The sequence below is a fragment of the Pseudovibrio sp. JE062 genome (assembly GCF_000156235.1).
Lineage (GTDB): Bacteria > Pseudomonadota > Alphaproteobacteria > Rhizobiales > Stappiaceae > Pseudovibrio.
On the sequence record NZ_DS996808.1, the window covers coordinates 450420 to 462897 of the forward strand.

At 55.9% G+C, this 12478-nt stretch carries 12 protein-coding genes; 5 read left to right on the top strand and 7 right to left on the bottom strand.

Annotated elements, in window-relative coordinates; all coding sequences use genetic code 11:
- Positions 1–63: 63 nt before the first annotated feature.
- The 3 genes from PJE062_RS12125 to PJE062_RS12135 all read right to left on the bottom strand — a co-directional run bounded on the left by PJE062_RS12125 (position 64) and on the right by PJE062_RS12135 (position 3567).
- Positions 64–594: a DUF2938 domain-containing protein gene (locus PJE062_RS12125; protein ID WP_008549401.1), complete on the bottom strand. Its 531-nt coding sequence runs from the start codon at positions 592–594 to the stop codon at positions 64–66.
- 142 nt (positions 595–736) lie between these two features.
- Positions 737–2002 (bottom strand): vanadium-dependent haloperoxidase, encoded by a 1266-nt coding sequence (locus tag PJE062_RS12130; RefSeq protein WP_008549160.1) that lies wholly within the window; start codon positions 2000–2002, stop codon positions 737–739.
- Positions 2003–2115: 113 nt separating this feature from the next.
- A complete protein-coding gene (locus PJE062_RS12135) occupies positions 2116–3567 on the bottom strand; it encodes an SLC13 family permease (RefSeq protein WP_008549352.1) in 1452 nt (483 codons plus the stop codon).
- Positions 3568–3856: 289 nt separating this feature from the next.
- Here PJE062_RS12135 and tsaA point away from each other — a divergent pair, with 289 nt between their 5' ends.
- The 5 genes from tsaA to PJE062_RS12160 all read left to right on the top strand — a co-directional run bounded on the left by tsaA (position 3857) and on the right by PJE062_RS12160 (position 9299).
- A complete protein-coding gene (gene tsaA, locus PJE062_RS12140) occupies positions 3857–4291 on the top strand; it encodes a tRNA (N6-threonylcarbamoyladenosine(37)-N6)-methyltransferase TrmO (protein ID WP_008549072.1) in 435 nt (144 codons plus the stop codon).
- A 55-nt stretch (positions 4292–4346) separates the two neighbouring features.
- The gene (locus PJE062_RS12145) at positions 4347–5909 is read left to right on the top strand and encodes an ABC transporter substrate-binding protein (RefSeq protein ID WP_008549412.1); all 1563 of its coding nucleotides are present in this window, start codon (positions 4347–4349) and stop codon (positions 5907–5909) included.
- 76 nt (positions 5910–5985) lie between these two features.
- Positions 5986–6963: an ABC transporter permease gene (locus tag PJE062_RS12150; protein ID WP_208982277.1), complete on the top strand. Its 978-nt coding sequence runs from the start codon at positions 5986–5988 to the stop codon at positions 6961–6963.
- 4 nt (positions 6964–6967) lie between these two features.
- Positions 6968–7813 carry an ABC transporter permease subunit gene (locus PJE062_RS12155; protein WP_008549291.1) on the top strand — a complete coding sequence of 282 codons (846 nt, stop codon included), beginning with the start codon at positions 6968–6970 and terminating at the stop codon, positions 7811–7813.
- A complete protein-coding gene (locus PJE062_RS12160) occupies positions 7800–9299 on the top strand; it encodes an ABC transporter ATP-binding protein (protein WP_037036689.1) in 1500 nt (499 codons plus the stop codon). The genes PJE062_RS12155 and PJE062_RS12160 overlap by 14 nt, the downstream gene beginning before the upstream one ends.
- A 40-nt stretch (positions 9300–9339) precedes the next feature.
- On the opposite strand, the gene PJE062_RS12165 is transcribed toward PJE062_RS12160, so the two are convergent.
- From PJE062_RS12165 to PJE062_RS12180, 4 genes are all read right to left on the bottom strand, one after another.
- Entirely contained in the window at positions 9340–9891 is a 552-nt protein-coding gene (locus PJE062_RS12165; RefSeq protein ID WP_008549347.1) for a gamma-glutamylcyclotransferase, read from the bottom strand.
- An 80-nt stretch (positions 9892–9971) separates the two neighbouring features.
- Entirely contained in the window at positions 9972–10643 is a 672-nt protein-coding gene (locus PJE062_RS12170) for a M23 family metallopeptidase (RefSeq protein WP_008549096.1), read from the bottom strand.
- Positions 10640–11188: a hypothetical protein gene (locus PJE062_RS12175; protein ID WP_050773903.1), complete on the bottom strand. Its 549-nt coding sequence runs from the start codon at positions 11186–11188 to the stop codon at positions 10640–10642. Before PJE062_RS12175 ends, PJE062_RS12170 begins: the two co-directional genes overlap by 4 nt.
- A gap of 62 nt (positions 11189–11250) precedes the next feature.
- Positions 11251–12447, bottom strand: a complete 1197-nt coding sequence (locus PJE062_RS12180) for an acyl-CoA dehydrogenase family protein (protein WP_008549329.1) — start codon at positions 12445–12447, stop codon at positions 11251–11253.
- Between the last annotated feature and the right edge of the window lie 31 nt (positions 12448–12478).

Sequence of the window (12478 nt, forward strand, 5' to 3'; positions counted from 1 at the left end):
ATGTAACCAGCAAAAAGCCCGCCGCTCCGAAGAATGGCGGGCTTTCTCGTGATCCTAAAACTATCAGGATGTGGAGGAAACAGGGGTCTCAACTGGCTTGAAAACCTTGGTTTGAACCCAAAACGCCACGTACATTCCCAATCCGAAAGAGAAATGCGTCATCAGGCTCTTCAGACGGGCGAAGTCCGGGTTTGGCCGGTTGGACGCCATGATGCCTGCACCCAACGCTGGCTGCATGATGAAGAACGGAAACACGATCATGGCAACGCCAAACAGAATGGTCAGGATCAAAGATGGTTTCTGTAACTGACGTGTGCCGAAGATCATCACAAACGCGGCCACGAAGATGACGCCAATGATGTAGTGCGCTGTCCAGCCAATGGCGCTTTCTCCTGCAATGGGAGCGGCCCGGCGGATGCTTTCATGGTTGAACTGCCCATCCAGCATATGTCCTAGCCAGCGGCCCACGACCGAGAAATTGCTCTGCGGAATGCCAAAAAGGCTATCTGCTGCTACGGCCCAGATATCCATGAAGAGCGTGGCGCCAATGCCAACAAAGAGAATGCGGAGTGCTAAACCTGTTCGATTTTCCATAGTACCTGTTCCTTTAGATCTGCGGGTGCTTTGCCGGAAGTGGCGCTTGCATGTGCTCCCTTTTCTGGGGTGATAAAAAAAGCAGGCCGCGAGGGGATTGGAGTGCGGCCTGCGAGTGCAAGCTAAGTCAGGAGGAGCTGACTTAGCGGCTGCTTGCACATTTGTTTGTTGCGTTGATTGGTTTCAGCGGTTGCAGAGCCGTTTCAGCTACATAGGAGCCGATCTGGTAACCCAGCATGTCGCCTACAGCGTTGGAGCGACGGTAATGAACGCCACCCAGTACGCGGGACTCTGACTCTTCCTCAGCAAACTGCTGGAAGCTGACATAATCCTTGGAAAGGCCACCCTTGCCGTTAAAGGTGAAGGCCATTTCGCCATCGCCAAAGACGGATTCCAGAACCTCCTGAGCCGCGCTGCCACTGGTGCAGTGCTGGCATGGATACTCTGGATGCATCGGTGCGGGCACCAGCGAGCTCCACTCCATGTTGGTCTTCAGAGTTGGGTGCTTGTAGGTCTTGCCCAGAGCTTCCATCGCTGTCTGCGGGCGCCACAGCGCGTACTCATATTTTGCGTTGAAACCAGCCACCAGAGCGTCGGTCAAAGCCAGATTGAGAAGTGCAAGGGTGCGAGCTTCTTCCAGCATGGACAGATCACAGGACGCACTGCTTTTGCGCGCAATTTGGTTCCACGCACCAGAGCCGGACCCCGCATGAAGTTTGGCGATGAAGACGTTCTCTTCGTTGGTCTGTGTTTCCTTGCCACCCAGCTCAACCACTTCGCTCAAACCGCGCTGATACTGCATGCTGTCCAGCGCTGGTGGCGGAGGAACGCGGAAGTGGGTTGCGGAAGCCAGGACAAATGGTGTCATCTCACGGATCTTCGGAGCCACCATCTCGCGTGTGGAAGTGCGCTGATAAACGCCCGCTTCTGCCGGGTCCGGAGTGTACTCGGTCGAGAAGTCGGCGTTATCTGAAGCGCGTGCTGCCAGAATTTGCTCAGCAACCGCTTGCCCCAATGCCATGCCGGACTGTGGGTTCTTCAGGTTTGCGAGGCGTTGTTTAGCAGCGGCCAACAACTCGTCTTTACGCTCTGGCATCAGGGTGGAGAGCACATGCACAGCAGCTTGGGTCACAGCTGCTTCAGCGGACGCATCCGGATTGTTTGGGCCGGTGTAAGCATAAGGGGTGTAGATGCCTTCGACAGCGTTTGCTGCGTCGAACATGGCGGTGTGCAAAATAGCCAATGTGCGCTGACGTTTGGCGCCCGGCCATTTTTCAGCATTGAACAGTTCAATGGCGGTGCCTTGCCAGTCGGCAGCCAATTCTGCCTTGGCGGCTCCGCCGGTAATCACAAGCGCCAGAGCGCCGCTGTAAGCAATTGTCTTCAACCATGTAAATCGGGTGGTCATACTAAAACCTCGCAATTTGAAAACGGCTATAGCTAGGGATGGAAATTCACTTTGCACAAATCGAAAGAATGGAAGGCGGGCCTCAGAATTTGTGTGGGCCCGCCTGTCTAGACCTAAAGAAATCCGAGCAGGTACCACCATATCAGATCGATGGGGACGAGCAGGAACAGGCTGATGACAAACAGCGTCAGACACAGCTTAATCACGGCCTTGGGTGGCAGGTTGCCAACCTGAATGGCGGCTACCAGTGGAGGGGCCTGAAACGGCAGGAACACGTTGGAAAATGCCATCACCTGCGTCATCAAAACGGTCTGCAAGGGAAGGCCGGTTGCTTCTGCCAGATCACCCGCAACTGGTGTCATCACAGCAGGCACTCCGGGCAAGTTTGTTGCCATGGCAACCAGCGTAGATAGGCCGGTGAGGACGGAGAGGTTCCAGATAGGACTTTCCTCCGAAAACCCTGCTTGTCCGCCAATGGTCTGAACGATTGCTTCTCCCAGACCTGCCACAGAGATCACTGCACCCAGACCCATAATACCTGCCACGAACATCAAAGAGCCGTAGCTGAGATCCTGATTGATGCAGGTTTTGGAGGTCAGCTTCGCATTTGGCCAGAAGCAGGCCAGCGCTGCAGCAAGACCAACCCAGGCCGGCCCAATCGGGTGCAGGCTATCTGTCAGCCAGAACAGCAGGCACAGCGCCAGAATGATCATCAAGCGTCGCTCCTGCACACTCACCGGCGTTACCTCCTCCGGATCCTCATGGGCGTCTTCAGGCAGTTTGTCCGGGAAGAGGACCAGCGTCAGCCCGATCAGAATGAGGGACTTGAGAACACCCAGAACAGGGAAGTTCAGGCGCAGGTAGTCCCAATAAGAAATGCTGAGGTCATAAAGGCTCTCACTCATCCCCGCGAGGATCATGTTGGGGGCGTTGGCTGGCAGGATTGTGAAGGCCGGTGCAAAGGTCGCGAATGCAGCTGCGCAGAGCATGCCAGTGCGTCCATTGGAGCCGGGCTTGAACCCGATCTGTGCGGCAAGGGCCGAGATCACCGGAAGCAAAATCATGATGCGGCCAATGGAAGAGGGCACCACAAATGCCAGCGCCACACTGAAGGCCACGATGCTGGAGATCAGCCCCGCATAACTGTTGAGCGGCAAGCGCATCAGCAAAACAGCGGCGCGCTTATCAAGCTTGGTGTGCTTGATGGATGCACCGAGCACGAGGCCAGCAAACAAGAGCCAGAAGGTGGAGGTTTGAAAACCGGAGAACACCACATCCGGCGGTGCGATGCCTATGACGATTGCGACGAAGAAGAAGGCAAGCGCCGTCCAGTATTCCGGCACCACGCCCGTGGCCCAAAGGCCAAGACAGCCAACGGATAAGACTGCAGCAACGGTCATACCCGCGGGCAAATAGGCAGAGGCGAGAAAGCCAGCAAGTGTTGCGGCAACGGCAACGCCGATGAACTGCCAGGTCTGCTTGTTGTTAAAGGGGGATTTGACGGTCTCCGGTGCGGGTTGAAGGCCGGAAGCCGGCGGCGGGTTGTGCTGGGTGTGATCTGTCATAGCGACCTGTGTTTCTGAGTTAATCCTAATGAGGTGCCAGAACTATGTTTTTTGCCGCTGCCAATAATCCAATCGATTTATCAGAGGCATAGCCTCAGCATTTTCGAATATGCTGATCAAGGACGCCTCAGAAATTCTGAGGTAGGCTATCGGATAAATCGAATTTACTCGGATATCGTCACCAAGTATCGATCTGGTGTTGAGGCGGGCTTTGGCTTTGGGGGCGTTAAGTGTTTAATTTTGCAACCTATTACGGCTTCAAAAAATGAGTAATCAGCAAGAGATCTCTATGTCTTCCAGCATTTCCCTAAACCCGGTTGGTTTCATCCGAACCGGATTTTCAGAGGTGCGCCAATGTCCAAAATCCAGCAGACGTAATCCTGACCAATGTCAGCTGGAAATATCCTCACCTTATGCGGATGCGCTTTTGAACATCACCATGGCCTCCCACCTGTGGGTACTTTACTGGCTGCATCATTCTGATGGGACTGCTCTGATCCGGCGGCCCCGTGGAGATGAAGCGGCCCGTGGTGTTTTTGCCAGCCGTTCACCCAACCGCCCTAACCCGATTGGGCTCAGTGCGGTTGAATTGATTAGACGGGACGGCAACGTTTTGACGGTGAGTGGAATGGATTGTGTTGATGGCACACCCATTCTGGACCTGAAACCTTATGTCCCCATAGAAGACCACCAGCCAACCGCGCAGATTGCGTGGCAGCCATGATCAGGAACCTGAGGATGCGCATGTTGCCGTGCGTCCCGCTCAGAAAGTCTGAGACATGCACCTTATCCATCAACCTCTTGTGCGCGTTGCTGCCGCGACCCTCGCAGCTTTATTGCTGACCCTTGCGGCGGCCATCGCCGGACCCGTTGGCCAGCTCGTGATCACCGATGCCCGTGGCGACCGTGGTATGTTGGCGCCCTACATTCATGGCAAAAACGGCATCGGGTATCTCTACACCACCTACGTTTTTGACAGTCTGCTGAGCCAGAAGAAGGACGGTGACGTGAGTCCGGCGCTGGCCAAACGCTGGACTATTTCTCGTAACGGTCTCATCTGCGATATTTATATCGACCTGCGTGCTCATTGGCATGATGGTGAGCCGGTAACGGCAGAAGATGCTGCTTTCACCTTCAGCTATATGCAGGAACATCCTTATGTTTTTGCAGATGTGAGGAATGTGAAGGAGGCGAAAGTACTCTCTCATGATCACCTGCGTCTGCAACTTAAAAAACCGGATGCCGGATTGCTGACCGGTATGCTGCTTTCCATGCCTGTTCTACCCAAACATGTGTATGCAGATATTGCAGAACCGCAGCGCTTTGCGGAGCCAGAGGCTGTGATCGGGAGCGGTCCCTATAAGCTGGCGGACTACAACAAGGCACAGGGGCGCTATGTGTTGGAAGCGAATGCTGATTACTACCTCGGCACGCCAAAGTTCAAGCGCATCGCAATTGTGAAGATGGCAACGGACGCCGCGCTTCGGGCAGCCAAGGCGGATGAAATTGATATTATCTCCTACCTGCCTCCAGAGCGGTTGGAACAAGCCAAAGAGAACGGCCTCAATGTCGTAAAGGCGTTTAGCAATCACTCTGTTCGATTAGGCTTTAATCATGCAGGCCGGTTTGGAAACAAAGACCTGCGTCACGCAATAGCCTATGCCATCAATCGACCTGCGCTGATCTCGACGGCTTATCAGGACACAGCAGACGTGGCTGACACGGGCTTCTTCCAAGAAGCATCGCCTTGGCACTCTGATGATGTTCATCCGCCGTATGCCTTTAGTCCGCACAAAGCAGCGGATTTGCTGAGAGCACAGGGATGGGCCCGGGCTGAAGATCAGCTTTGGTACATGGATGGCGAGCAGGTTGTTTTGCGCGTGCTGGCCAGCAAGCGAGAGACCAAGGCGGCGAAGGTTCTGGCAGAGCAGCTGGAGACGTTCGGAATCAAACTGGATGTGCGCATCATGGAACGTGCAGCTTTGCAGGACAGTCTGAGTGAGGGCAACTATGATCTGGCTCTTTATGCGTCCAGTACTCTTGGTGATCCAAACGGCATTCTGCGGCGTGTTTTCGGGAAGAAGTGGGCCAGTGACAGGTACTCCGGCAAAAAGCTGAGAGCGCTTGCGGATGCCCAGTCCGTGGCGACCTCTCGCCAGCAGCGACAGGACATTCTGAATGAGTTTCAGGAGGTCTACTCGCAGGAGCTGCCAGCCTATGCCATCGCCAATCCGTACATGGTGACAGCGTACAACGACAAGCTTTCCTCTCTTGAGTTCATGCCCGGCGGCGTTGCGATTGGCGTGCCTTCGGCTTTGCATAAATCCTATCTGGTTGACTGACCAGCTTGGTTCACCCAACGCCAGCTGTCTTTGTGCAGCTGGCAAAAGGCAAACATAAAACAGGTAGGCCGTTCTTGTGGTTCCCCCGATACTTATAAATCTTCTGTCCGGTCTTAGCGTCCGTTTGCTGGTGTTCTTCCTGTTGGTTCTGCTTGTGTTTTTTCTGCCGCGCCTGTTGCCGGGCGATCCTGTTGCAATCTTCCTGTCCTCCGACCTTTCGCGGGATCTGAGCGGAAGTGAAGCTAAAGAACTGCGTTCTCAGTTCGGCTTGGCTGGTGGCTGGCTTCAGCAGCTGGGGGAGTACCTGTCCAATCTGGTTGTCGGTGATTTGGGGTATTCCGTCCCCCATGCAGCTCCTGTCTCTCAACTGCTCAAAGCAGCGATCCCCTGGACACTGCTTTTGATCGCCTGCGCAGCGCCGCTGTTTTTGATTGCAGGAGCTGCCGGAGGTATTGAAGCGGGCAAAGCGCCGGGGGCTTTGTTTGATCGTGTGGCTACGAGTACTGTCACCGTGATTGCCAGTATTCCGCCTTTTACCGCAGCCGTTCTGTTGCTGTTGGCCTTTGGCATCTTGTGGCCGGTGTTGCCTGCTGGTGGGGCGGAGCCTCTATTCCCCAGTGATAACTCTTTGCAGCGTGACTTCGACGTTGCCCGCCACGCCGTACTGCCCGTGCTGGCGCTGTCGCTGCATGAGGTGTCCCGCTTTTACTTTCTGGCACGCGGTGAAGCGATCACGCTGTCTCAGCGGCCTTTCATCATCAATGCCTGTGGCCGCGGCATCAAAGGTTGGCGGCTGCGGACAGCCTACTACGGAAGAAGCCTGTTTCCGGTCTTTCTCGCACGTATGAGTGACTCGCTGACGGGGTTGTTTGGGGCAGTGTTGTTTGTTGAGATCGTCTTCTCTTATCCGGGCACAGGGCACTTGATCTACAACGCCATTTTGGACCGTGATTATGTGCTGTTGCAGGGGGCGGTGATTGTGATGGCGGGGCTTGTACTGCTGCTCAACTGGATCATCGATGCAGTGGCAACAAGTCTAGCGCGGAGAGGATGAGCTGATGCTTGGTTATTGGTCTCCCGTCACCCAAAGTGCAGGCTTCGTCTCCAAGGGCGCATTAGCCGCCTCGGTCATCCTGATGATGGCTGGTTTCACACTGTCGGAAAGCCTGCCCGCTTACAAAACCAGCCCGGATGTGCTGCATCCTCCCAGTGCAGAGTACTGGCTTGGAACCAACGGAATTGGGCAGGATGTGTTCATCGGTCTGGTGCGTGCCGCGCCTGTCACAATCTTCCTTGCCTTGGTGACAGCGACTGCTGCTCTGGCGCTGGCTTTGGCCGCCTCAAGTCTGGCGGCCTTTGGTGGTCCGGCGCTGCGGGGGGCAGTTCTGCGGGTGGTGGATGTGCTGCAAGTGATCCCGTCCATTCTGTTGCTGCTGCTTTTGGCGGCCTGGATACAGCCAGGGTTCCTTGGCCTTGTGCTGCTGCTCGCACTGACGGGATGGCATGAGGATGTGCGTGTGGCCCTTCCGATCCTGCTGCGCGAACTGACACGCGAGAACGTACACTTCGCGCGACGTATGGGCGCCAGTCGCACCTACTGTCTACGTCATCACATCTTGCCTGCCATCTGGCCTGCGATTGTGGGGCTGTTTCTGCAGAACGTGCGGCAGGCTGCTTTGAAAAGCGCAGGGTTTGGCTTCCTCGGCCTGACTGATCCGCGTCTGCTCACATGGGGCAGCATGATGCAGGATGCGATGGAGCATCTTTATACGGATGCTTGGGCATGGCTGCTTCTGCCCCCTGCCGGCGCGCTTTCTCTCTTTCTCATCGGGATCCTCATAATTGGTGAAGGGTACTCGCAAAGTGGCGGGCTCACCGGAAAGGAACAATATGATCCGGGTTGAGCAGCTGAATCTGTTTTTTGGAGAGCGTCCTTTATTGCAGGATGTGTCTTTCGAGATTGGCCGTGGCCAGACGCTTGCAATCATTGGCGAGCCGGGCGGTGGCAAAACCAGTCTTGCCCGATCGCTGATGGGATTGATACAGGGGCGCAGACTGGCAGCCCAAGAAAAGCCGTTGCCCTCCAACCATTTCAGCTGGAGTGGGGATGCGTGGCTTGGGGAGATGAATGTGCTGCGTTCTTCCCGCGCTCAGCTGCAAGCGATGCGTGGGCGGACGGCAGGCCTGATTGTGCAGGCGCTTTCTGATGCCCTCAATCCGCACCTGACGGTACTGCAGCATGTACAAGAGATGTTAAGGGCGCACGGCTTGAGTGAGAGGGACGCCCGTGAAGAATGCGTCATTGGAAACATTCCTGACAGGCTCTTGCCGCGCTACCCCACTGCCTTGAGTGGAGGCGAAATACAGCGGGTGCTGACCGTGCTTGCCTTAGCGAACTCTCCTGAATTTCTGATTATGGATGAACCAACAGCAGCGCTGGACAGCTTTAACCGGGAGATAGCGATCCGCTCCTTCCAAAATGGATCTGAGCAGCGCTGTCAGATGTTGATCACTCATGACATCGAGCTGGCGCGCCGTCTGGCAACCCATGTTGGTGTGCTGCGCAAAGGCAGGCTGACGGAGATTGGCCCCTCTGAAGAGGTACTGGACAGGCCGCGCAGCATTTATACGCAGCAGCTCCTCAAACTCCGCCGTAATGCGGGCAATCCAGTGCCATTGCCGGTTTCTTCCAGCGGTGACAATCCCGCGTTGGAAGTGCGTTCTGGCAATGGGTTGGTCATGGATAGGCTCAGCCATTCCATTGAGAATAGAGGGTTACTCTCCAAGATTTCAGCGTTTGTACCTGCAGGGAGTTGCCTTGCTATTCTGGGAGGCAGCGGAAGCGGAAAGACCACACTGGCGCGGTTGCTGAGTGGCTATGAGAAAGTGCAGGAAGGCTACGTTTACTGGCAGAACGGAACAGAGCGCGAAAAATCAGTGATCGCCTTGATCCCGCAACACCCTCACCGGGCTATGGCAAGCCACTTCTCGGTGTCTGATGTGCTGAAAGAAGCGCTGATGTTGTCTCGCGGAGATCAGGCTGAGGCAAATCGGCTGTTGGATCGGGTGGGGTTGCCGACAGATACCGATTTCCTCAGCCGCAAGACGAGAGAGCTTTCTGGCGGCGAAGCGCAGCGGTTGGTAATTGCCCGTGCCCTTGCCACGCGCCCGCAGTGTTTGGTGGCGGATGAACCCACTTCCGCGTTGGATATGCAAGCGCGCAGTCATGTGCTGGAGATCCTGCGGGGCGTGATGCGCAATCGCAAAACGGCGCTGGTCCTCTTCACGCATGATCAGGCTGCTGCGCGATCCCTTGCCGACAAGGTCTGTCATCTAGAGCAGGGCTCTCTCATTTGCAGTGAAGCACCTGCAACGAATGTGGCGAGTTGAAAAGTGCCGGCACGCCGCTGAAACTGGCGTACCGGGTTTATCAGGCTGTGATGACTTCCGAAGACTGTATTGTGCGTACGCGATCGGACAGCCAGTCGAGATCTGGATCAGCAATGCCAAGCTCCCGCAGATGGTTAGCGGTGTTCCAGAGGTAATCGCAGTTCGGGCCTTTTTCGCCTGCTGCTGTGGCGATGATCTGCGCCTGCTCCTCAGCGTTGAAAGAGCCGTATTGCTCATGCTCGCGGTTCACAACATAAGTCAGCGCTTCCACTTGCCGGCCATCTTGCAGCTGAAGTGTTGTGATGATCTCCCGGTAAGCCGGATTAAACAGTTCCCGTGCCCGCAAACCTTCCAGCACTTCTTCCTGCTTGTCCTGCGGGATGCCCAGGGCAACGCCACTGCAATAGGATTCTGGTGCCGCATCAAGGGCAAGGACGAGGCCGTGCTGGTCGAAGGTTCCACGATAGCGCAGAGAGCAAAGGCAGAACCTTCGCTTCCAGCCATCCAGACGGGCTGGCACCTGCTCAACGGGATCAAAACCCGGATGCCAGATGAGGGAGCCATAGCCAAAGACCCAGAGAATGTCAGTCATTTCATTTCCCTTTCAGGGTTCAACGGAAAAGCAAAAAGGGCACCTTGTGAGGCGCCCTTTGGTACTCGTGGTCTGCCGGATCAATCCATGATCAACTGATAAGAGGCGACCAGACTGGTGTAAGGCGGCAGGAACACGGCCTTTGGCTCACCATTCAGCATGATCGTATCTTTGGCATCGAAGTGCAGGTGGATCGGAAGCGGCCCTAGCCAGTTGTTGGAGATCTTGCCAATGCGGCTGCCCTTGGCGATCTTGTCCATCGGCTTCACCTGAAGCGTCTTCATATCCAGATGCACGTAACGATATAGCGTGCCAGTTGGGCTCTGGATGGTCACACCAAAGCGGCCCACATGAGCCACGATGCCATCTTCTGCTGCCACTGCCCAATGCTTGCTGGCTTCACAGGTTGCCGGGCGAATGTCCTGCCCCTGGTGACCACCTGAGGCACACAGTGGCAGATCAGCCTTGCGGAACTCGCAGAAGTTATCGCGCCAAGGGTAGGAGTAGTTGGCTGGATCACACTCAGACCCGCCATTGCCTTTGAACCCACCAGGCGCATAAGCGTGGGAGTTGGCGTAGGCCGGACCGGATTCCACCGGAAAGCGCATCTGCGGGAAATAGATAGCGTGGCTGGCAACACCCTGACCGGTGTTCTCAATCAGATCCCCCGGCATCATGAAGCGGGATGTGTCGTCGGCCTGAGCGGAGACGCTGAAGGCCAGTGCTAAGCAAAGAGAGATAAAACGCATCATTGGGCCGCTCCATTCACGACAAGAAGGGTCTGAACGACACTGTTGAGGAACTCTGGCTTACGACACCGCACATCCTTGATCGGGTTGTCGCAGGTCAGACGGATGGTGTAATGCGCGCCGTAGCGGTTGAGGTTGTAATCCGCACCGCTGCCAATGCTCTCATAGGCAACGGCCTGGTGATGACCTGTCAGATCCTCAGTTCCTGTCAGCACGGTGTGCGAGCCCAGAATGCTGACCTGTGCGCCCTCTAGTGTGTAGAAGGCGACATAGGCTGAGTTCTGGTTGGCGAACTGTGGTGTTTCCATCTTGGCATCGCTGCCGAAAATCAGGACAGGCAGTTCAACGGTTCGCAGCGCGCCGTTGGAGGCGGCGACGAACTTTTCGACTGCTTCCGGGTCACGCGCCAGCGACCGTTTTGCAGCAATCTTGGCGGCGGACCAGTCAATAGCAGTTGGCACCCGCTCTACGCCGTTTTTGGCGAGTGCTGGTGCTGCGGTTGTTGCTGCCAGAAGAGTGGCCGTAAGTGCGACTTTGGCAAATTCCATAAGTAACTCCTGTGAGCTCAAAGAAAGAGCAAAACCCCGGCAATAACGGGGCCTGCCTGGGATCATGCTGTTTCCAGAATGCGCTCCTGCGGTGGCTCTGCTGCTTTTTTTGCAGCCTTGGCTTCCAGTCGTTTCATCTGGCTGATGATGTTGCGGCGATGCATCTCTTCGGTGCCGCCCACAGCGCAGAAGGCAAGTGCATCACGGAGGAAGGTGGAAACCTCGCCCTGATGGTAGCCCTTGGTGCCGTAAAGCTTGAGAAGATCAATCGCGCCGCTGGTGATCGCCTCTGCGCCAACCAGTTTGGCGATAGAGCAGGTCATGCCTGCTTCCGGTGCGCCAGCCAGCAACTGCTGAAGAGCGCCATAGGCGGTCCACTTTGCAGCTTCTGCGGAGATGCGCATGTCGGTCAGCTTTTTCTGCACATACTGGAACTCAAGCACCGGCACCTCAAAGGTCTGGCGCTGCTGCGCATAGCTCATGGCTGCTTTCAGCATTGGTTCCACCAGCCATGCAGACACAAGGCCGTAATACAGTCTGCCCAGAGACACGAAGGTGATGAGATTGCGCAGGCCCTTGCCCGGAACGCCAAGCAGATCACCATAATGAAGCGGGATATTGTTGAACTTCATAGGCCCTGTTGGCAGATCCAGATTGCCGAGCTTCTGGTCATACTCACCAACTTCAAGACCCTGCGTGCCAGCATCCAGCAGGATCAGCGAAATGCCATCGCGGGCGTGCCCATCCAGCTTGCACACGACAAGCGTAAAGTCCGCCACGGGCGCATGAGCAATGTTGTACTTGGCGCCGTTGAGCACGAAAGTCTCGTTCGGTCCCGGTGTCAGGACGGAGGACGTGGAGCGCACATCTGTACCCGTGTCCGGGTCGGCAATCGCTGTTGCACTCAGTTTGCCCTTCAGGATACGGCCAAGATAATCCCTCTTCTGTGCTTCCGTTCCAAACAGGTTGAGCGCATGCACCATGCCCGCCTGCGCTATGACGGAAAGCAGAATGCCGGGTGTGCGCACGGAGGAGGCTAGTCCCTCTAGCGCTGCTGTAAAGTCCCACCAATCGGTGCCTTCTCCGCCATACTCGGAAGGCACAATGATCTTCCAGAGACCGGCTTCTAAAAGCCGGTCCCAAGTGTCCTGATCAAAAGCCTGTCTGCCAGCATGCAGTGCGGAGTGGTCAACCTGACTGCCGATTTGAGCATACTTTGCCCGCAGAGCCTGTTGACGTTCATTCCATTGTAGATCCATCAGAGATCTCCAGATTTCGAGAAAAGTGACA

Coding starts and splice junctions, on each gene's coding strand:
- PJE062_RS12125 (WP_008549401.1), bottom strand. CDS start 594: ATGGAAAATCGAACAGGTTTAGCACTCCGCATTCTCTTTGTTGGCATT.
- PJE062_RS12130 (WP_008549160.1), bottom strand. CDS start 2,002: ATGACCACCCGATTTACATGGTTGAAGACAATTGCTTACAGCGGCGCT.
- PJE062_RS12135 (WP_008549352.1), bottom strand. CDS start 3,567: ATGACAGATCACACCCAGCACAACCCGCCGCCGGCTTCCGGCCTTCAA.
- tsaA (WP_008549072.1), top strand. CDS start 3,857: ATGTCTTCCAGCATTTCCCTAAACCCGGTTGGTTTCATCCGAACCGGA.
- PJE062_RS12145 (WP_008549412.1), top strand. CDS start 4,347: ATGCACCTTATCCATCAACCTCTTGTGCGCGTTGCTGCCGCGACCCTC.
- PJE062_RS12155 (WP_008549291.1), top strand. CDS start 6,968: ATGCTTGGTTATTGGTCTCCCGTCACCCAAAGTGCAGGCTTCGTCTCC.
- PJE062_RS12160 (WP_037036689.1), top strand. CDS start 7,800: ATGATCCGGGTTGAGCAGCTGAATCTGTTTTTTGGAGAGCGTCCTTTA.
- PJE062_RS12165 (WP_008549347.1), bottom strand. CDS start 9,891: ATGACTGACATTCTCTGGGTCTTTGGCTATGGCTCCCTCATCTGGCAT.
- PJE062_RS12170 (WP_008549096.1), bottom strand. CDS start 10,643: ATGATGCGTTTTATCTCTCTTTGCTTAGCACTGGCCTTCAGCGTCTCC.
- PJE062_RS12175 (WP_050773903.1), bottom strand. CDS start 11,188: ATGGAATTTGCCAAAGTCGCACTTACGGCCACTCTTCTGGCAGCAACA.
- PJE062_RS12180 (WP_008549329.1), bottom strand. CDS start 12,447: ATGGATCTACAATGGAATGAACGTCAACAGGCTCTGCGGGCAAAGTAT.